The organism is Cryocola sp. 340MFSha3.1 (assembly GCF_000383315.1).
Taxonomy (GTDB): domain Bacteria; phylum Actinomycetota; class Actinomycetes; order Actinomycetales; family Microbacteriaceae; genus Leifsonia.
The window spans coordinates 1,633,731-1,650,891 of sequence record NZ_KB911088.1 but is presented as its reverse complement, the minus strand read 5'-3'; the positions used below and the strand labels follow the sequence as shown (position 1 = coordinate 1,650,891).

The window sequence follows — 17,161 nt, the reverse complement described above, 5'->3', positions numbered from 1 at the left end:
GCGCTCGTACACTCGGCACATGCGGACGCATGACGTGATCGTGATCGGTGCCGGGCTCGCGGGGCTGCGATGTGCCGCCGAGCTGGCCGCCCAGGGCCGCGAGGTGGTCGTGCTCGAGGCCTCGGACCGTGTCGGTGGGCGGCAACGGACCGACCGCGTCGACGGCTTCACCCTCGACCGCGGCTTCCATGTGCTGAACACCGCCTACCCGGCGGTCCGCGCGGCAGTGGACGTCCACAGTCTTTCCGTCGCAGCGTTTCCGACAGCGGTCCGGGTGCGTCGCACGGACGGCTCGATGGCCTCCCTCGCGCATCCGCTTCGGCATCCGGGCCTGATTCCGGCGACACTCGCCAGCGGTCTCGTCACACCGCGTGACCTTGTCGGGCTCGTCCGGTGGCTCGGTCCCGTGGCTTTCCGCCCCCGCGCTACGGTCGCGCGCCCGGATCGCACCGTCGGCCGGGGCTGGGACGAGGCCGGTCTGACTGGGCCGCTCCGCACTCAGGTGTTGTCGCCGTTCTTCGCGGGAGTCCTCGCCGACTCCTCTGAAATGACGTCAGACACGTATGTCCGCCTGCTCGCACGATCGTTCCTTCCGGCTGCTGCGGGCCTCCCCCGCGAGGGCATCGCCGCGCTCCCGAACGCGCTCGCTTCGCGCGCTCGTGCGGCGGGAGCGGACATCCGGCTCGGCCGCGCGGTGAGTCGACTGCGCCGGCACGACGGTCGATGGGATGTGGATGCGCTCGGGGAGCAGACCCTGCGGGCGCGCGACGTCGTCGTGGCGGTGGGTGCGGAGGCCCTCACGGGGCTCGTGGACGCGTCCGCCCCATCCACACGGGGCTTGCAGACGTGGTGGTTCGCGGCGGAGGAAGCTCCGGTCTCCGGGTTGCTGACGATTGATGGGAGTCGCGAAGGCCCGATCGTCAATGCGCTGGCGATCTCCGCCACGATCCCGGAGGCGGCGCCGTCGGGCCGCCACCTCGTGCAGGCGACTTGCCTCTTGACGCCCGGCAGCGTGGCGAGCGAGGCCGACGTGCGTGACCAGCTCACACGGCTGTACGGCCCGGCCTCGTCATCGTGGCGGCTCCTTCGTCGCGACGACATCCCGCACGCGCTCCCCGCTCTGCCCCCGCCGATGCGACGTTCGTCTCCCGCCCGCATCGGCCCTGGCCTGCATCTCGCGGGCGACCACCGCGAGTCGCCGTCGATCCAGGGCGCGCTCCATTCGGGACTGCGGGCGGCGAGATCGGTGGTTCATGAACCACGGTGATAGCGCGGACGAGCGCTACGATCGCGCTGTGTCGTCCTCTCGGTCACCGGCGCGGTTCCGCCGGACAGGAGCGGTGATCGTCGCGGCGGTTCTATCGTTCTGCTACTCATTCGTGCTGACGTTATTGGCCGTCGCACTTGTCGTGCAATGGGTCACAGGGCAGGGCACCATCGGCAACCTCACCAGCAACGCCGCAAATCGCGGCGTCGCCTTCCTCGTCGTCGTTTGCGTCGGCGGCGCCATCGCTCTCGCGGCGGGTGCGGGAAACGCCGTGAGGGGTCGCCGCGGCCTCTCAGCGATCATCCCTCTCGCTGTGCTCGTGCTGTTCGGTCTCATCGGCGAATCGATCGATATCGCGTCCGGGAACCCGCTGCTCGACAACCTGATCGGTTCCGCGATCATCGTGGCGGCAGCGGTACCGCTGGTGCTGCTTCTCCTACCGAGGCGACTGCACGCGGACTCGAGGGAGCCGAGCACTGCCGTCGGCACTCTTCCGTGATGATCACCAGGATCTAGTCGGAACCCCACACCGGACGGGCCTCAGAGGCCCGCGCGAGAAGTGGTGCGGTATCCAGCACGACGTGCGACTCAGGGATGTCGAACGCCGACCACTGGACGACCACCTCGAGGGGGCCCTCCGGAGGAAGCGGCCAGAAGCTCACGGTCGCCACCTGACCACAGAGCTGGCGCTGCTCGCAAGAGGTAGCTCTTGTTTCCCGGGCCGTCCTCGCTACGCTGACACTCATGATCCCGAGCACCCAGGGCAAGCCGCCAGGCAAGCGGCCGTGGTGGGTCCCTGCCGCCAGCCTGCGGAACTCGCGAATATGGCTCTGTGGTACACAGCCATCTTCGCGCTCAATGGGTCGATCGTCATAGCATCTCCGCCGCCCAACCCCTGGTTCGTCGTCGTCTGCCTCTTGTGGGGCATGCTCGCCGCTTGGGCGTGGCTCGGTCTGCACTACTTCGCACGGAAGGGTGAGCAGGGCCGCCCTGCCGGACGTCGGTGAGGTGAAGGCGACGCGGGTTCGGCATGCAATAACCGTTGCTTTGAGTATCGTCGCCGTCACGCTCCTTGCGGGCTGCGCCCCACTGTTCCCTCTGTGTTCTATGCCCGACATTCGGCCGCCTCACATCACCGTCGACGCTGCCATCTGGCTGCGGACGCATCCTGGCGGCACGGTTCACGCCTGCTACGCCGGCGCGTGCGACGACGAGGACGGAGTGAGGCCGTCCTTCGAAATCGTGGTCCCTCGCACCGCGAATCTCAGCAAGCAGCACGACCTTGTGGTCACGTTGACCGATCGGACGGGGACGACGACTGAGACGGCGCGGATGGCGCTCGAGCTCATCCCGGGGCAGAAGGGTGCACCGTGTCCTATGCCGGACCAGTGGAGCCGCATCGTCCTCGTCGGGACGGACGGGAAGGTTCAGGTGGGCGGGGCCGACGACGGCCGCCTCATCGTCCCGACCCCGGCGGATCGGGAATGACAGCGTCCCAGCGACGCTGATTGTCGCTTCGCACTCACATGATTGCCTGTCCACCGCAACGTCAATCCACTCCAATTCGACCGAAGCAGTGCTCCAGTCGACGTCGCCTCGGCGCGCGCCGGTGAGTTCCGGGTACTCATCATCGACATGCTCCTGCAGGATCAAGCCCAACTGCTCGATCGCTGCGCCGAGGTATGCGTCGAGCAGTGCTTCTTCGGAAACATCGGTCACAAGGCGGACGGCTCCGAGCAGGCGCGTCAACTCACTATCGCGAGCGAGCCCTCCGTGGGCGAGGCGTGCCGCGGCGTGACCGATTGGCGGTCAGCCGCTGGCCCGCTCAGAGGTAACAGTTGGTTCCGATCGCGAACTCCGCGAACAGCGTCCAACCACTCATCGCCCAGGCGATCAGTACGCCAGCCGCTGTCGCTGCGAGGAAGACCTCGACGGCGAGCAGAACCCGGCGGGCGATCTCTCCGCGAGTCGTGAGAAGCAGCGCGATCAGAGCCCCCGCGCTCACGAGCACGAGAGGCGCGACGCCGAAGATCAGGAGGAACAGTAGATCGCTCGTCCCTGCCGCGCGCGCCTTGCACTCATCGTCGTACGTGTCGCCTAGCACCAGCGCGAACCAGCACCAAGCGACGATGATCGCTGCCGAGGAAAGAACGATCGCCGCCGGAGAGTAGGTGCGCTGCGTCGTGGAGGGGCTCGCTGAAGTCATCGACGCTCACTCTAGTTAGGTGGGCGGCGCGGCCGCCGCGTAGGGTCGAAGCATCCACGCGGCGGCCTAGGTCTCAGTCCCCGGCTGCCGCGTCATCTCCCTTCGTCTGCGCGGTGCCGTGGAGGTCGATGAGGCGGTCGTAGCCCCACTTGATGAGCTCCTCGATGGAGGCGCCGTTGTCGGGAACATGGGGGGTGCTAGAGGTGGGCATGTGAGCCTCTCGGTCAAGGGCGGGCTCCCGCCGGTTGCGGGTGCCCCTTGACCGGGTAGATGCGGCGGAAATGCATGTGTGCTCATGACGTCCTTCTGCTGGTTCGGCGACCGAGGTCCGGTCAATCTCTTCTACGGATGACGAGGCCGCCGAGTCCAACGCTTCGGTGGATCCGCGCCCAATAGGTTCTACGGCGCAGCGGCAGCGAAAAAATGCAAAGTTGAAGCGGTCGGGGATGGTGCTCATACGTTTCCTCCACGGTCCTGGTGGAGCATCCGCCGGATGCGGGTGCCCTCACCTCTGGATGGGCCGAGCCGCGCAGTCGCACAGATTTGGCCCTCACTACCTAGAGGTGCCGAGCGCGCAGTGAGCTTCGGTCGCGGTTGCCCTTCGCTCTTAGGAAGTGCGCCAACTGGAGGCTTTGTGACACGGATGCAGCGAATTTCTTCTGATCGCCTGCGACGTGATCGCGTGACCGACCGGAAGCGCAGCGTCACGGCAATACGCTGGCCCCATGACCACGACGCCCCGCGAGCTCGAAGCCGAGCTCGACACCTCCGCAAAGAGCATCCGAGCGCTCCTGCGCGAGGAGTACCCGGAGCACGAGCACGGCGCACGGTGGAAGCTGGATGACGACCAGGCGACCGTGGTGCGGGCGCGGTTCTCGGATTGACGATGGCGACGCTCTTCCTGATGGTCGGACAGCCGGGCAGCGGCAAGACGACACGAGCACGAGAGCTCGAACGCGAGCATGCTGCGATCCGGATGAGCCCGGACGAGTGGATGAAACCGCTCTTCGGGGTCAGCGACATGGATGGCCGTCGGGACGTACTTGAAGGGCGGCTCATTTGGACTGCGAGTCAGGTACTGCGACTGGGCAACAACGCGATCCTCGACTTCGGCCTCTGGGGCCGTGACGAGCGCGCAGGGCTGCACTGGTTGGCCGGTTCCCTCGGCGCTACCGTTCAGACGGTCTTCGTCCCGGTCGACCCGGGAACTCAGCTCGAGCATGTGCAGCAGCGCTTCGTCGACGACCCGAGTGGCACATGGGAGATGGATGCAGCAACGCTCGATCGATGGCGAGCGGTATTCCAAAAGCCGGGGCCCGAGGAGCTTGATGGGAGCTGGCGCCCTGAACCGCCAGCGGGGTACGCCTCCTGGCTCGACTGGCTCAGCGATCGCTGGTCGACCTCGCTAATCTGACACCGAGCCCCCGATAGAACGAAGCGGAGCTGTGACAACCGAACCTTCATGGCGTGTGACCGTGCCCCCGGGCGCCGCGATGTTCTTGCACGACCGCTTCGGCGCACCGGGTCTCCTCCGTGCAGGCGCCGGCTTCTGGGCAACGCTGCACGCGGCACCGGGCCGGCTCTGGCTGGTCCGCGGCAAGGACGTCATCGAGATCCCTGAGATCGAGGACGTTGGAACCGGCCCATCGGACAACGGCCGCGGTACCTGGACGCAGGCTGTCATCGTGACCAGCCACGGTGAGAGTCTCCCGCTCATGCCGTACGAGAAGCACGGGCTGCTTCCGCACACCGTTCAAGACCCGACCGCGATCGCCTCCGAGATCCGGTCAGTCGTGTTCGGTGCTTAGTCGCCGCTCCACGCAGAGCGGCCGGCCGACACCTGGTTTCCTCTCCGCTTACGGCCGGCGCGCTACTCGTTTGACCAGTTGAGCGCTCCGGGGGCGGAGCATCGGTTGAAGGCCGAGCTCAATATGGGGCGGCGCAGGCGCGGCCGCCGATCGGTGCTTGGGGTTCACCGTCGCGGCCTCGGTCCTGGCTCAGTCGACCTTCTCGATGAAGACCTCGACGCTCACGCCGTCATTCGGATCCGTCCCGGCCAGGCGGATCAGGTCCGAGCGACGCGGAGTCTGGAAGTCGTGGACAGCCTCGTCCTCGATCTCGACGAACAGCTCGAACCGGCGCCCACGGGAGTGCTCGTTCGCCCACGCCATCGCCGCGTCGACATCGTCCGCCTCGGTCAACGCGAACGCCTCGAGCTGCCAGCCGGTGTCCGGTCCGGGACGTTCCCAGAAGTTCACTCGATAGGTCGGGCGGCCGACGATTCGTCGCGGTTCGGCGTGAACTGTCTCGTGTGCTCGCACCGCGCGAGCTTATCCACCACCAGTCGCGGCACCGCCGGCACTTCTGCAAAGATGAGGCTGACCGGGGACGATCGGGGGAATCGGATGACGGTATCGGAGCGCGGCCTCGCCGTCGCGCGGGCGACGACGCGGTTCCGCCGGCGCACCATCGCGGCGAACATCCTCGTCGCGGTCGCCGCGCTCGTGCTGCTGCTCATGGCGGCCGTCGACTGGTACCTCCTCATCCAGCTGAACCCGGTGACGAGGTTCTTCATTTTCGGCACGCTCCTCGTAGTCGGCTGGCTCCCCGTCGCGCTCGTGATCACAGCGGTGTGCCTGCGGCCGTACTGGTTGACCTTCATCTCGCTCGGCGTCGTCGGCGCCTGGATGATCGCGACGCTCGTCGTCTGGGCGGTCCCGGATGCGCCCTACCCGTATCCGGAGATCTCGTGGCCGCACCGCGGATCATCCTGACGAGCGAGGCAGCTCCTCCGCTGGTGTGACGCTCTCACCGCTGCGGATGGCCAGAGTAAGACAGTGCGGTGGAGAACGGTTCTGGGGTGGGTGCCCGCCACGCTCTGCATCGTGCTCGTCGCCGCGGCCATCTGGCTTGACGCCGCCAGGACCGGAATCCCGGGTGTGCTCCTCGTTGGAACGCTCGACAGCGGGCAGCTCTCCGTGCTGCTCGTCGCCATCGGTGCCGCCTGCGGAGTCGTCGCCGCCATCCAGGCGGCGGTCCTGGCTGGCCGGCTCCGGCGGCCGTTCCTCCGGGTGCTCGTGCGGGCGGTCTCCGGGCTCTTGCTTCTGGCAGCTCTTCCGGTGGGCTACCTGCTGATGCTCTTAGCCGCGTTCTCCAGCGTGCATGCGTACGAACCCATCGCCGCCCCTGGGCACAACGTCGTCGTCCGATCCTTCACCTGGCATCACCGCAGCCTCGACTTGCTCGAGCAGGACGGGCTGCTGTTCCACGAGGTCGCGATCTGCGGCGAGGGAATTCCGGTAGATGGCTACGACGCCTTCGCTGCCGGGCAGTACGACCTGGTTTCTCGCGGCGACCGCGACGTGATCCGGTTCGCAGAGCGGCCGGGCGGCCCATTTACAGGCGAGGCGATCCTCGGATCGCGGCCAGGGGATGACGTGACCGCGAGCTGCAGCTCGCGGTGAGAAAAACGAAACCCCCACCGCCGGGAGGCGACAGGGGTTCGTTAAGCGGGCGAGCTACTGCTTCTTCAGCTTGATCGTCGTTGTGGTGCCCAGGGCGCTGGCGGAGTAGCTGATGGAGTCGTTCTGGAAGGTGAACTCCTTGGTGGCGTCGCTCGAGGCGAGCATGGCCGACTCGGTCGCTGCGACGTCGCGGGTAGAGGTCCACTTGTACGGCGTCGAGGCATCCGTCGGTGCCGCGAAGCTTCCGACCCAGTAGATCGACTTGGTGTCGCCGTTGTCGGTCACCCAGTTGATGGTGATGACGTTGCCGGTGATCTCGGCTTCCTGGTAGCTGTCGGCGGCTGCCGAGTTGGTCTGCTTCCAGGTGCCCGTCAGGTCAGCCGGCTTGTCGACCTCCTTGGTCGGCTCCGGGGTGGAGTTGCTGGAGCCCGATGACGAAGATGCTGACGACGATGCCGTGTCCGAACCGGTGCTGCATCCGGTAAGGGCGAGGGCTGCGGTGATGGTTGCTGCGATTGCGATTGGTGTGAGCTTGTTCATGATCACCTTCATCGTGTCATTTCGACGCGGAAGACTCAGGACCCCAATCGGGGGCGAGAGTGACGAGACGGGCCGGAACGCTGACGCAGTCGGTCCGACGCCGACAAGGACGGAAGGCCGTCGACCGCGTGCGCGCGAACCGACGACACGCGCGGTACGGAAAATCGCAGGATTTTTCTTGCACGTATACGAGGTAGAACGCGACTTAGGCTGCGAGGGGCGAAAGGGAGAACTCTTCAGCGCGGTAGATTCCCTGATCATGAGCGATATCGAACACCAAGGCGCGGGCGCCGAAGCCAAACCACGGTGTCGAGAACTGCACGGTTGGCTGCACTGGGCATACCTGTCTCCTTGGAAGCGATTAGCTATCCAGGAACCAGGTCGCCTGGTCGTGTTTCCGGCCTTCTGGCGTCTGCGCACCGGGTGGTGCGTGTCCTTTCTCGAGGCGGTTCTTCCCGTCTCTGCGCTTTCGTTTCGCGCTGTTCATTTGTATGACGTGGGCGTTATCACAAAGGATCGCTACTGACGCAAACTGTCTAACCCACGAAGCAGGCTATTTCGCGACCCCACGTTGACCACGACGCGTCCATTTGGGGCGCTATGACGCTCACAAAACGACGAAACCCCCGGGTCTCCGGGGGTTTCTCTCTGTGGGCGATACTGGGATCGAACCAGTGACCTCTTCCGTGTCAGGGAAGCGCGCTACCGCTGCGCCAATCGCCCGAGCCTGAACGCGAAGCTCAGGATCGAGGTGGATACGGGATTCGAACCCGTGTATACGGCTTTGCAGGCCGCTGCCTCGCCTCTCGGCCAATCCACCGAACGCCACAACACGGAAAAACCCGTACCGTACCTGAGAGGCCCGATCCGTAGACCGGGCCGACTCGAGCGGATGACGAGACTCGAACTCGCGACCCTCACCTTGGCAAGGTGATGCGCTACCAACTGCGCTACATCCGCATTTCGCCCCGCAGTTCCCTGCGGCACTTGAAAGACTCTAGCCGATCCGGAGGCGCAAGACAAAACCGGTTACGCCCGCCGGGTGTGTCGCCTGCGGCCGCGTTCGGGCGCTCCGTGTCGATGTGCATCGGGGCCCCGGAGTCGGCTAGTATCGAATCTCGCAGCACACGGGCGATTGGCGCAGTTGGTAGCGCGCTTCCTTCACACGGAAGAGGTCATCAGTTCGAGTCTGGTATCGCCCACCAGAGAAAACCCCCGGTCCGCCGGGGGTTTTCTGTTTCCCCACTTCGGGCGCTCAGAGCGTCGTCAGACAGACGTGAGACAACGGCCCCTCGTGAGTCAGGATGCGGGGGTTTCGAGCACGTACTCCCAGATATCGAACTCCTGGCGCTCGGGCGCGAGAGCGTACCGGCGCAGCACTCCGTCGTCGTGCTTGACGTCGATCCACTCAGCGGGTGTGCCGTCGGCTGGGCCACTCGAAGAGGTCCAGCTGGCCGTCGTAGCGGTGAATGCGGGCGTAGTAGAAGGTGCGCTGAGTCGTGCGGGCGGGTACTGCCGACGGGGATCATCGTCGCAGCTGGGGCGGCCGAGGTCGGCGAGCGCAGCGTCCTACAGGTGAACGGGAACCGCCGGGTTGAGGCGGTTCAGTGCCTGGAGCATCGGCGTGAAGTCCTGGCGCTGTGCGGAGACCACGACGGGTGGGTAGCCGCTCCCGCGTAGCACGCACGTGGACGGTGCACCGAAGAATCGGCCGGCGCGCTCGATCGCATCCACCGGGATGCTGCCGCTTCGAAGCGGCGCTCGCCAGTTGAGGGTGCGGCCGACGAGTTCGACCCGGTACGCGACTCGGAAAAGCCACCAGTACATGCTCCAGCCGAGCGCAAGGATCCACAACGCGCCGAACCACACCGGTGGCCCGGGCTGCCCGCTGATGGTGCGAACCGCGAGGAAGATCCCGGCGATCACCAACACGGTCATCACGAACAGCGCAAAGGCGATCTGTAGGACCGGCTGGGACCAGGTCACGTCAGCGCCCTGGCGATCGGTATCGCGCGATGTCATGCTGCCTTCCCGTCAGAAATCTGCTCCCGCAGGCTACCAGCGCCCTTGCCTCACACCCGGCTGAGCAGCGGACCCAGCCGCACCGCGGTGTCGGCGACCAGCGACACCAGCCCGTCACGGTCCGCCAGGCGCGCGGCCGGGAGCGCCAGCGCGAGGCCGGCGACCAGGCGCTGGTCGTCGCCGCGCACTGGGACGGCGAGGCAGCCGAAACCGGGGACGAGCTCGCCCTCCTGCGTCGTGAACCGGGTGGGTGACGGCACGGCCCGCGCGGCCTGCTCCGCCAGGAGGAGCCGGCCGAGGGCGGAGACGCTGAGGTCCGACTGGATGCGCTTGGGGTCCGAGAGCGGGAAGTCCGGGTCAACGTCGACCGGCACCACTCGGTCGTCTCGGTAGACGGCCAGGTGGACGCCACCGCGGATGCGCCCCCGCAGGTCGGCGACCGCCTCCCGAGCGGTGGCGGCCGCATCTTGTGCCTGCGCCACATCCGCCAGCTCGGCGACCTTGCGGCCCAGGGCGAAGCCGCGGAGGTCGGGCATGCGTACGAGGTACTCGTCCTGCACCAGCAGATTCAGGATGCGGTACGCCGTCGCCCGCGGCAGGCCCAGGCGCGCGGACAGCTGCTGCGCGGTGATCCCGGGCCCCGCGTGCGCGACCTCCTCCAGCACCGCGAACGCACTGTGCACCGCGCCCGGCTGTCGTCCGCTCAGCTCCGGGATGGCGTTCATGGCGCCCCGCCGAGCACGTCCCCCATCGTCGGCTCGTCGTACAGGCCGATGCGGCGCAGGGCGTCCGGCCTCCGGCGTCGGCACACCGCCCACAGCGCGAACGCGACGGCCGCCACCCCGGCCAGCAGCAGGACGGCGAGGGCGCGGTCGCCCGTGACCTCGAGCCAGAGGTCGAGCGCGAGCGCCGCCACGAGACCCGCGGCCGCGACCGCAGCGGCCACGGCCGGACCGACCGTCAACTCGCCGATCCGGCGCAGGAAGAACGGCGTCGCGACGCAGACGAGCGCGTACGCGGTCATGTACCCGGCCGCCGCGCAGACGACCACGACGCCCATCGCCTGCCACGCCCCCATTCCGGCCAGCACGAGGACAGCGGGTACGGCGACCTCGACCGCGACGCCCACCGCCAGCGCGACGTGCGGGGTCCGGAAGCGGCGATGCGTGCGCCCGAGGGCGCGCGGCGCGATCCCCTCGCGGCCGAGGGAGAACAGGACCCGGGCGAGCGCCGTCGTCGAGGCCAGGGCGCAGGCCAGGAACGAGCAGGCGAGCGCCGCATCCAGCAGCAGCCCGATCCACTCGACCCCCGCGCGCGCCGCCAGGTCGTTCACCGGGCTGTCGCTGGCCACCAGGTCGCCGTCGAGCGCCTGGAAACCCGCCAGCTGCGTGTAGGCGGAGAGCAGGTACAGCAGTCCCGCCGCGATCACGGTCCAGCGGATGGTGCGCGGGATGGTCGCGAACGGCCGCCGCGACTCCACGCCGAGCGTCGCAGCGCTCTCGAAGCCGACGAAGGCGGTGACGGCGACGGTCGTTCCGGCAGCGAGTTCCGGGATGCCGACCGAGCGGGGCAGCGCGACCGCCGCGAACGACGAGCCGGGCACGCGGACGAGCAGCACCACGATCAGCACGAGGATGCCCACGATCGACAGCAGCTCGATGACGAGCGTGACCCGGGTCGACAGCCGGATGCCACGCCACAGCACCAGCAGGCAGACGGCGCCGAACCCGGCCAGCAGCAGGAGCACCAGCCCGCGCGAGCCGGTCACACCCGGGACGGCATGAGCGAGCAGCGTCAGCCCGTAGTACGCAGCGCCCAGCAGGGCGAACATCGCGACGAATCCGTAGCCGACGATCATGGCGGCGCTGGTCGCGAACCCGGCCCGAACCCCCAGGCCGCGCGCGGCGAACGTGTAGAGGGAGCCGGTGGCGGCCATCCGCCGGGTGAACTGGTTGACGGCGTAGGCGACGAGCGCCATCAGCACGCCCGCGAGAAGGAACGCGAGCAGCGTGCCCGATCCGGCACGCGCCGCGACGAGCACAGGGCAGGTGGCCGCGGCAGCGGAGGGCGCGACGGCGCCGACCGACTGGGCCAGCACATCCACGAAACCGAGGCTGCGGCGGTCGAGGCCGGCCATCGGCGAGCGCGCAGCCAGGCCGTCGACCGGTGTCGGGTCGGCGATCGCTCGGCTCAGGGCCGTCACGGGGGGCTGTGCTGTCACGGTGTGCTCCTCGCCCGCGAGGCTACGGCGGGCGTGTTGCGTCCGCGTTTCGTCGGCGTCACGGGCACGTGACCCCCGAATGCGACACGGTCCGTCCCATTCGGCGAGCGCCGACTCTTCACAGCGGCGGAACGACCGCGCAACACCGTCTCGCGAGACTGGCGGCACCCACCCTCTCATTCCCCCTGGAGGAACCCATGACGGCTGCACAGGAGCCCCAGGCTCTGCTCGGCGATCCGATCGCCATCCGTGGTCCCGGCGCCGCGCGCCAGCTCTCCGGCCGACTCGGCGTCGGCTCGATCGTGTTCATGGTGGTCGCCGCTGCGGCGCCGCTCACCGTCATCGGCGGCGGCTTCCCGGTCGCCGTGCTGCTGGGCAACGGCGCCGGCGTGCCGAGCATGTTCGCGATCGGCGCCGTCATCCTGCTGTTCTTCGCCGTCGGGCTGAGCGCGATGAGCCGGTTCATCCCCCGGCCGGGCGCGTTCTTCACCTATGTCGGCTACGGAATGGGGCGCCCGCTCGGCCTCGCCGCCGCCTATCTGGCGCTGCTCACCTACACGACCGTCCAGGTGGCGGTGTACGGCTACCTCGGCGCGACGCTGGAATCGTCGGTCGTCGCGCTGCACGGGCCGGACATCCCCTGGTACGTCTACTCCCTCGCGATGATCGCGCTGGTCGGAGTCCTCGGCTACCGGCACATCGAGCTGAGCTCGCGCGTGCTCGGCATCCTGCTCATCGCGGAGGTCGGGATCGTCATCGTCCTGAGCTTCGTGATCATCGGGACGGGAGGCGCGGAGGGCCTGTCGCTCGTGCCGTTCGAGCCGAGCACCGTGCTTTCGGGCTCCCCCGGCATCGGACTCATGTTCGCCCTCGCCGGCTTCATCGGGTTCGAGTCGACGGCGATCTTCCGTGACGAGGCCAAGGAGCCGGAGAAGACCATCCCTCGGGCGACCTACATCGCAGTGATCGCCATCGGCGTCTTCTACACGTTCGCCTCGTGGGCGCTGGTGATGGGATGGGGCCCCGCGAAGATCGTGGATGTGGTCGCGGCCGACACCGGCGGCTTCATCGTGAACACCGCCGTCCACTACCTCGGATCCGTCGGCGGGGTCATCGTCAACGTCCTCCTGATCACGAGCCTGTTCGCCTGCGTGCTCTCCTTCCACAACGTGGTCACGCGATACCAGCACTCGATGTCGAACGCGTCGGTGTTCCCGGCGGCGATCGGGCGCGTCCACGGCAAGCACTCGTCTCCGTACGTGTCGTCACTGGTGCAGACCGCCACAGCGGCGGTTCTGATCGTGGCGTTCGCGCTGTTCCGCCTCGACCCCGTGCTGCAGGTGTTCACCTGGTTCAGCGGCATCGCGACCCTCGCGATCGTCGTGCTCATGGCGCTGACCTGCCTGGCCGTCATCGTCTACTTCGCCCGGAAGAAGACCGGTGCCGGTCTCTGGCGCACGGTGATCGCCCCCGTCATCGGCCTGCTCGGCCTGATCGGGGTGACGCTCATCATCGTCGACAACTTCCCTCTGCTCATCGGCGATGTGGATGCGAAGGGCACCCCGGTGGTCGGCCCGCTGTCCATCGCCTTCTTCGCAGCCATGCTCGCCGTCCCCGTGATCGGCGTGGTGCAGGCACTCATCCTGCGCCGCAGCAAGCGCGCCGCCTACGAGAACATCATCGACACCATCAGCGCCTAGGAGACCTGACATGACGACCGAACTGCCCCTGACCCTCCCCGACGACGACACGACTAGCCCCGGTCCGCTCTCCAGCCTGACGGCGGCCGAGATCGAGGCCGTGGCGCGCATCCTCCGTTCGGCCGGTGCCGTCACAGACACGACCCGCTTCGTCTACGTCGGCTTGCTGGAGCCCGACAAGGCGGATGTGCTGGCCGCGCTGGCGGGCGACGCACCGACGCCGGACCGCGAGGCGCGCATCCTGCTGCTCGACGTCGCCACCGGCGAGAGCCTGGACGCCGCCGTCTCCCTCACCCGCGACGAGGTGATCGCGCTCATGCCGATCGACGGCTCGCGCGGCCAGGTGCCCATCCTCGAGGAGGAGTTCGAGGCGATCGGCGGCATCCTCGCCGCGGACGCCGGCTGGCTCGCGGCGCTCGAGAAGCGCGGGCTGGTGAGCGAGCAGGTCGTCTACGCTCCGCTCTCCCCCGGCTCGTACGACATCCCCGGCGAGGAGGGCCGACGGATCATCCGCGTCTTCGCCTTCCGGATGGACCACGCCGAGGACCACCCCTGGGCCCACCCGGTGGACGGGCTGTGCGCGTACGTCGACGTCATCGCCCGCGAGGTCACCCAGGTGGTCGACGCGTTCGAACTCCCCGTCCCCGAGGAGCCGGGCAACTTCCACCTGGAGTCGGAGCGCCCCGCCCCGCTCGACACGCTCAAGCCGATCTCGATCACCCAGCCGGAGGGACCGAGCTTCGCGGTGGACGGAGACACGGTCACCTGGGCCAACTGGACGTTCTCCCTCGGGTTCGATGCCCGGGAGGGACTCATCCTGCGGAACCTCGGTTTCGCCGACCCCGACCAGGGCGGCGAGGTGCGTCCGGTGGTCTACCGCGCGTCCATCGCCGAAATGGTCGTGCCCTACGCGGACCCCTCGCCGACACGGTACTGGCAGAACTACTTCGACACCGGCGAATACCTGTTCGGCCGGTTCGCGAACTCGCTGACGCTCGGCTGCGACTGCCTCGGCGAGATCCGCTACTTCGACGCGGTGCTGTCCGACGAGTTCGGCCGGCCGAAGACGATCGAGAACGCGATCTGCATGCACGAAGAGGACTACGGGACGCTGTGGAAGCACACGGACCTGTTCACCTCGGCGAACGAGGTGCGACGGTCGCGGCGGCTCGTGATCTCGTTCTTCACCACGGTCGGCAACTACGACTACGGCTTCTACTGGTACCTGTACCTCGACGGCACGATCGAGTGCGAGGCCAAGCTGACCGGCATCCTCTTCACGTCGTCCTACGTCGAGGGCTCGGCCACCGCGAGCGAGGTGGCGCCCGGGCTCGGTGCGCCCTACCACCAGCACCTGTTCTCGGCACGGCTCGACATGATGGTGGACGGGCTGGCGAACGCCGTGGAGGAGGTGGATGCGGTGCGTCTGCCGGTCAGCGAGAGCAACCCGTACGGCAACGCCTTCACGAAGCGCGCCACGCGCATCCTGAGCGAGGCGGACGGCGCTCGGGAGGCGGACGCGTCCGTCGGCCGCACCTGGCATATCGTCAACACGGAGAAATCCAACCGGCTCGGCCGGCCTACCGGGTACGTGCTCCACGCGGAGCAGAACCCGACGCTGATGGCCGACCCCTCCGCCACCGTCACCGCCCGGGCCGCGTTCACGACGAAGCAACTGTGGGTGACGCAGTACGCCAGCGACGAGCGCTACCCCGCCGGCGAGTTCGTCAACCAGAACCCGGGAGGCGACGGACTGCCCGCCTACATGGCGGCGGACCGCCCGCTCGACGGCGAGGACATCGTCCTCTGGCACACCTTCGGGCCGACCCATTTCCCCCGCCCGGAGGACTGGCCGGTCATGCCGGTCGACTACGCCAAGTTCACGCTCAAGCCGTACGGCTTCTTCGGCCGGAACCCCGCCCTCAACGTGCCGGCGGAGGCGCCCGCGCACTGCGCGCCGGGGCACCACGGGCACGGGGAGGCGCACGCTGGGCACGGCGGGCACGGCGACCACGCGCACGGCGACCACGCGCACCACGCGCACCACGGATGATCGAGGCTCTGCACCTCGGCAGCATGCTCCCGGCCACGCTGGGGGCATGCTGCGTCGCGGGGAGCGCCGACCGCCGCTCCCCGCTCGCGTGGTTCGGGATGCTCGCCATGCTCGCGGCGATGGCGGACACGATGCTGCTGCCGCATCCCCTCGTCGCTCCCGTGGTGTGGGCGGCGCTGCTGGTGGCGACGGGGGTCGCGACGGCGGTGGCGCTTCGGTTGCGGCCGGCGGGCCGGGGTGGCGCGGGGGACGCGCAGGCGGCGCATCCGGCGCATCCCGCGCATCCCGTCCGGGCGATGGCGCTGCACCGCGCGCTGCAGGCGATCCTGATGGGCGGGCTGATCGTCGCGGCGGGGGCGCACCATGGCGCGGCGGGCGGCGGACACTCCGCGCACGGGGTGAACGTCATCGCGGCGCTCGGAGTCGCCGCACTCGTCTTCGCGGTGGCGTCCGGGCTCCTGGCCTTCCGGCGGCGGCTCCCGCCGCTCCCGCGCGCCGAGGCGGCACTCGGGGCGGCCTCCGTCGCGCTGATGTCGCTGCCACTGCTCGCGTAGCGCCGCCCGCGCCACATTCGTGCCGAATGTGCGGAAAGGCGCCGCCAAAACGCACATTCGGCACGAATGTCGGCGCGCTCAGCTCCGCAGCGTCGGCCAGCGGCCGTCGTCGTCGAACGGTTCGAGCTCGACGAGCAGCGTGCCGTCCTGGGCCAGACACGACGGCAGGTGCCTCACGTCGTCGTCCGCGGTCTGCTCCTCTGTGTCGCCGGTACGACGGTCGTACCGGCCGTGCAGGTGGTCCCAGGTGGCGAACAGGACGAGATGGTGGTCCGCCTCGTTGTCGACCCATGCGCGGGTGATCGTCGGGATGCCGGTCTCTCGCGCTATGCGGCGAGTGCTCTTGGCACTCAACGTCTGGATGCTCATCGCCGTAAGTGGGGAGCGTCTTATCGGTTCCCCGCTCAGCCCGCCCGCGTCGGCGGTGTCTCCTGTCGCAGCGACCGTCGCCCGATCGTGAACCAGAGGATCGCTCCGAGGAGCGGCGCCAGCGTCACCAGGAGGAGCCACCCGACGGTCGGACCGGCGGCGGCGCGCATCGCGGCGATCTGGATCACAGCGATCAGCCACAGGATGAACGGGACGACGAACATCCCCAGGATCAGCACATGCCATCCGACGAGCCCACTGAACACGAATCCCCCGTTCGTTCGGTGACACGACCCTACCGGACGACCGATTCTCGCAAACGCCCTCCCGCGACCCTGTGGAAAGCCGGGCGTTATCCACTACGCTGATCGCATCGTCGATCGGGGGATATCGTGCCGACGCTTATCGAGGAGTACGACCGGGACCGCGCCATCCACCTGCGGGCCCGCTGGCTGATGGTGGGCGTCGTGGTGGCGATCGTCGGGGTGTTCCTCACCGGACCTCTCGGCGTGCTCCGTCTGGTCGACGGCGACGGCCTCGGCTGGCTGCTCGTCGCAGCCGCGGTCGTGCTCGGCGGGGCCGCCATCCTGCTGTTCCGCGCCAGCCGCCGTGCCGTGCCCGCGCAGGGTTACCGCATCACCGCGGACGCCTCGCAGCAGCCGGATCCCGAGGGCGCCCCCATCTGGACCCGCAAGGAGATCGGCTGGTCGGCCAACGCCATCCGCCAGTGGAACCCCTGATCGGTCAGTGGAACCCCTGATCGGC

General features: G+C 68.3%; 22 protein-coding genes and 4 tRNA genes. 14 read left to right on the top strand and 12 right to left on the bottom strand.

All coding sequences use genetic code 11. From position 1 onward, the window contains the following. Positions 1-19 precede the first annotated feature (19 nt). The 3 genes from H284_RS0118995 (at position 20) to H284_RS0118980 (ending at position 2,755) form a co-directional block, all read left to right on the top strand. Positions 20-1,267 (top strand): NAD(P)/FAD-dependent oxidoreductase, encoded by a 1,248-nt coding sequence (locus H284_RS0118995; protein ID WP_020077454.1) that lies wholly within the window; start codon positions 20-22, stop codon positions 1,265-1,267. Positions 1,268-1,340: 73 nt separating this feature from the next. Further along, on the top strand, positions 1,341-1,766 hold the full coding sequence (locus H284_RS0118990; protein ID WP_020077453.1) for a hypothetical protein: 426 nt from the start codon (positions 1,341-1,343) through the stop codon (positions 1,764-1,766). A 476-nt stretch (positions 1,767-2,242) separates the two neighbouring features. Further along, positions 2,243-2,755, top strand: a complete 513-nt coding sequence (locus tag H284_RS0118980) for a hypothetical protein (protein ID WP_020077451.1) — start codon at positions 2,243-2,245, stop codon at positions 2,753-2,755. A 337-nt stretch (positions 2,756-3,092) separates the two neighbouring features. On the opposite strand, the gene H284_RS0118975 is transcribed toward H284_RS0118980, so the two are convergent. Both H284_RS0118975 and H284_RS21130 read right to left on the bottom strand, forming a co-directional pair. Next, positions 3,093-3,473 (bottom strand): hypothetical protein, encoded by a 381-nt coding sequence (locus H284_RS0118975; RefSeq protein ID WP_020077450.1) that lies wholly within the window; start codon positions 3,471-3,473, stop codon positions 3,093-3,095. 73 nt (positions 3,474-3,546) lie between these two features. Beyond that, entirely contained in the window at positions 3,547-3,684 is a 138-nt protein-coding gene (locus tag H284_RS21130) for a hypothetical protein (protein ID WP_020077449.1), read from the bottom strand. A gap of 514 nt (positions 3,685-4,198) precedes the next feature. On the opposite strand from H284_RS21130, the gene H284_RS21125 reads away from it, so the two are divergent. Genes H284_RS21125 through H284_RS0118955 form a run of 3 tightly spaced genes read left to right on the top strand, consistent with a single transcriptional unit; the run spans position 4,199 to position 5,281 of the window. Beyond that, complete coding sequence (locus H284_RS21125) at positions 4,199-4,357, top strand: hypothetical protein (RefSeq protein WP_020077448.1); 159 nt, start codon at positions 4,199-4,201, stop codon at positions 4,355-4,357. A gap of 2 nt (positions 4,358-4,359) precedes the next feature. After that, the gene (locus tag H284_RS0118960) at positions 4,360-4,887 is read left to right on the top strand and encodes a P-loop nucleotide/nucleoside kinase family protein (protein WP_020077447.1); all 528 of its coding nucleotides are present in this window, start codon (positions 4,360-4,362) and stop codon (positions 4,885-4,887) included. A 31-nt stretch (positions 4,888-4,918) separates the two neighbouring features. Beyond that, a complete protein-coding gene (locus tag H284_RS0118955; protein ID WP_231371285.1) occupies positions 4,919-5,281 on the top strand; it encodes a hypothetical protein in 363 nt (120 codons plus the stop codon). Positions 5,282-5,470: 189 nt separating this feature from the next. On the opposite strand, the gene H284_RS0118950 is transcribed toward H284_RS0118955, so the two are convergent. Continuing rightward, entirely contained in the window at positions 5,471-5,794 is a 324-nt protein-coding gene (locus H284_RS0118950) for a hypothetical protein (protein WP_231371284.1), read from the bottom strand. A gap of 84 nt (positions 5,795-5,878) precedes the next feature. Here H284_RS0118950 and H284_RS0118945 point away from each other — a divergent pair, with 84 nt between their 5' ends. Both H284_RS0118945 and H284_RS0118940 read left to right on the top strand, forming a co-directional pair. Further along, positions 5,879-6,247: a hypothetical protein gene (locus H284_RS0118945; RefSeq protein WP_020077445.1), complete on the top strand. Its 369-nt coding sequence runs from the start codon at positions 5,879-5,881 to the stop codon at positions 6,245-6,247. Between the two features lie 90 nt (positions 6,248-6,337). After that, positions 6,338-6,937, top strand: coding sequence for a hypothetical protein (locus tag H284_RS0118940; RefSeq protein WP_020077444.1), 600 nt, complete (start codon positions 6,338-6,340; stop codon positions 6,935-6,937). 54 nt (positions 6,938-6,991) lie between these two features. Here H284_RS0118940 and H284_RS0118935 read toward each other — a convergent pair whose 3' ends face one another. Beyond that, positions 6,992-7,477, bottom strand: coding sequence for a hypothetical protein (locus tag H284_RS0118935; protein WP_231371283.1), 486 nt, complete (start codon positions 7,475-7,477; stop codon positions 6,992-6,994). Between the two features lie 259 nt (positions 7,478-7,736). Here H284_RS0118935 and H284_RS20970 point away from each other — a divergent pair, with 259 nt between their 5' ends. Further along, positions 7,737-8,003: a hypothetical protein gene (locus H284_RS20970; RefSeq protein ID WP_155885522.1), complete on the top strand. Its 267-nt coding sequence runs from the start codon at positions 7,737-7,739 to the stop codon at positions 8,001-8,003. 125 nt (positions 8,004-8,128) lie between these two features. Here H284_RS20970 and H284_RS0118925 read toward each other — a convergent pair. From H284_RS0118925 to H284_RS0118915, 3 genes are all read right to left on the bottom strand, one after another. After that, positions 8,129-8,200, bottom strand: a tRNA-Val gene (locus tag H284_RS0118925). 26 nt (positions 8,201-8,226) lie between these two features. Then, positions 8,227-8,297 (bottom strand) — tRNA-Cys (locus tag H284_RS0118920). 67 nt (positions 8,298-8,364) lie between these two features. Continuing rightward, a tRNA-Gly gene (locus tag H284_RS0118915) sits at positions 8,365-8,437 on the bottom strand. A 169-nt stretch (positions 8,438-8,606) separates the two neighbouring features. Between H284_RS0118915 and H284_RS0118910 the strand changes: the two genes are divergently transcribed. Further along, positions 8,607-8,682 (top strand) — tRNA-Val (locus H284_RS0118910). 364 nt (positions 8,683-9,046) lie between these two features. Here the strand turns inward: H284_RS0118910 and H284_RS0118900 are convergent. The 3 genes from H284_RS0118900 to H284_RS0118890 are packed head-to-tail and all read right to left on the bottom strand — an operon-like array spanning position 9,047 to position 11,720. After that, positions 9,047-9,499: a hypothetical protein gene (locus tag H284_RS0118900; protein ID WP_020077442.1), complete on the bottom strand. Its 453-nt coding sequence runs from the start codon at positions 9,497-9,499 to the stop codon at positions 9,047-9,049. Positions 9,500-9,549: 50 nt separating this feature from the next. After that, on the bottom strand, positions 9,550-10,224 hold the full coding sequence (locus tag H284_RS0118895; RefSeq protein WP_018191262.1) for a helix-turn-helix domain-containing protein: 675 nt from the start codon (positions 10,222-10,224) through the stop codon (positions 9,550-9,552). Next, positions 10,221-11,720, bottom strand: a complete 1,500-nt coding sequence (locus tag H284_RS0118890) for an APC family permease (protein WP_231371282.1) — start codon at positions 11,718-11,720, stop codon at positions 10,221-10,223. The genes H284_RS0118895 and H284_RS0118890 overlap by 4 nt, the downstream gene beginning before the upstream one ends. Positions 11,721-11,917: 197 nt before the next feature. Between H284_RS0118890 and H284_RS0118885 the strand changes: the two genes are divergently transcribed. Genes H284_RS0118885 through H284_RS0118875 form a run of 3 tightly spaced genes read left to right on the top strand, consistent with a single transcriptional unit; the run spans position 11,918 to position 16,027 of the window. Further along, a complete protein-coding gene (locus H284_RS0118885; protein WP_018191264.1) occupies positions 11,918-13,420 on the top strand; it encodes an APC family permease in 1,503 nt (500 codons plus the stop codon). Positions 13,421-13,430: 10 nt separating this feature from the next. Then, positions 13,431-15,473, top strand: a complete 2,043-nt coding sequence (locus H284_RS0118880) for a primary-amine oxidase (protein ID WP_020077440.1) — start codon at positions 13,431-13,433, stop codon at positions 15,471-15,473. Beyond that, entirely contained in the window at positions 15,470-16,027 is a 558-nt protein-coding gene (locus H284_RS0118875; RefSeq protein ID WP_020077439.1) for a hypothetical protein, read from the top strand. The genes H284_RS0118880 and H284_RS0118875 overlap by 4 nt, the downstream gene beginning before the upstream one ends. Positions 16,028-16,105: 78 nt before the next feature. Here the strand turns inward: H284_RS0118875 and H284_RS0118870 are convergent, their stop codons facing one another. Both H284_RS0118870 and H284_RS0118865 read right to left on the bottom strand, forming a co-directional pair. Next, entirely contained in the window at positions 16,106-16,381 is a 276-nt protein-coding gene (locus tag H284_RS0118870; protein ID WP_231371281.1) for a hypothetical protein, read from the bottom strand. 50 nt (positions 16,382-16,431) lie between these two features. Beyond that, positions 16,432-16,662 (bottom strand): PLDc N-terminal domain-containing protein, encoded by a 231-nt coding sequence (locus tag H284_RS0118865; RefSeq protein WP_020077437.1) that lies wholly within the window; start codon positions 16,660-16,662, stop codon positions 16,432-16,434. Positions 16,663-16,788: 126 nt separating this feature from the next. Between H284_RS0118865 and H284_RS0118860 the strand changes: the two genes are divergently transcribed. Continuing rightward, entirely contained in the window at positions 16,789-17,136 is a 348-nt protein-coding gene (locus H284_RS0118860) for a hypothetical protein (RefSeq protein WP_020077436.1), read from the top strand. Positions 17,137-17,161: the final 25 nt, after the last annotated feature.

Coding starts and splice junctions, on each gene's coding strand:
- H284_RS0118995 (WP_020077454.1), top strand. CDS start 20: ATGCGGACGCATGACGTGATCGTGATCGGTGCCGGGCTCGCGGGGCTG.
- H284_RS0118975 (WP_020077450.1), bottom strand. CDS start 3,473: ATGACTTCAGCGAGCCCCTCCACGACGCAGCGCACCTACTCTCCGGCG.
- H284_RS21130 (WP_020077449.1), bottom strand. CDS start 3,684: ATGCCCACCTCTAGCACCCCCCATGTTCCCGACAACGGCGCCTCCATC.
- H284_RS21125 (WP_020077448.1), top strand. CDS start 4,199: ATGACCACGACGCCCCGCGAGCTCGAAGCCGAGCTCGACACCTCCGCA.
- H284_RS0118960 (WP_020077447.1), top strand. CDS start 4,360: ATGGCGACGCTCTTCCTGATGGTCGGACAGCCGGGCAGCGGCAAGACG.
- H284_RS0118945 (WP_020077445.1), top strand. CDS start 5,879: ATGACGGTATCGGAGCGCGGCCTCGCCGTCGCGCGGGCGACGACGCGG.
- H284_RS0118935 (WP_231371283.1), bottom strand. CDS start 7,477: ATGAACAAGCTCACACCAATCGCAATCGCAGCAACCATCACCGCAGCC.
- H284_RS20970 (WP_155885522.1), top strand. CDS start 7,737: ATGAGCGATATCGAACACCAAGGCGCGGGCGCCGAAGCCAAACCACGG.
- H284_RS0118900 (WP_020077442.1), bottom strand. CDS start 9,499: ATGACATCGCGCGATACCGATCGCCAGGGCGCTGACGTGACCTGGTCC.
- H284_RS0118895 (WP_018191262.1), bottom strand. CDS start 10,224: ATGAACGCCATCCCGGAGCTGAGCGGACGACAGCCGGGCGCGGTGCAC.
- H284_RS0118885 (WP_018191264.1), top strand. CDS start 11,918: ATGACGGCTGCACAGGAGCCCCAGGCTCTGCTCGGCGATCCGATCGCC.
- H284_RS0118880 (WP_020077440.1), top strand. CDS start 13,431: ATGACGACCGAACTGCCCCTGACCCTCCCCGACGACGACACGACTAGC.
- H284_RS0118875 (WP_020077439.1), top strand. CDS start 15,470: ATGATCGAGGCTCTGCACCTCGGCAGCATGCTCCCGGCCACGCTGGGG.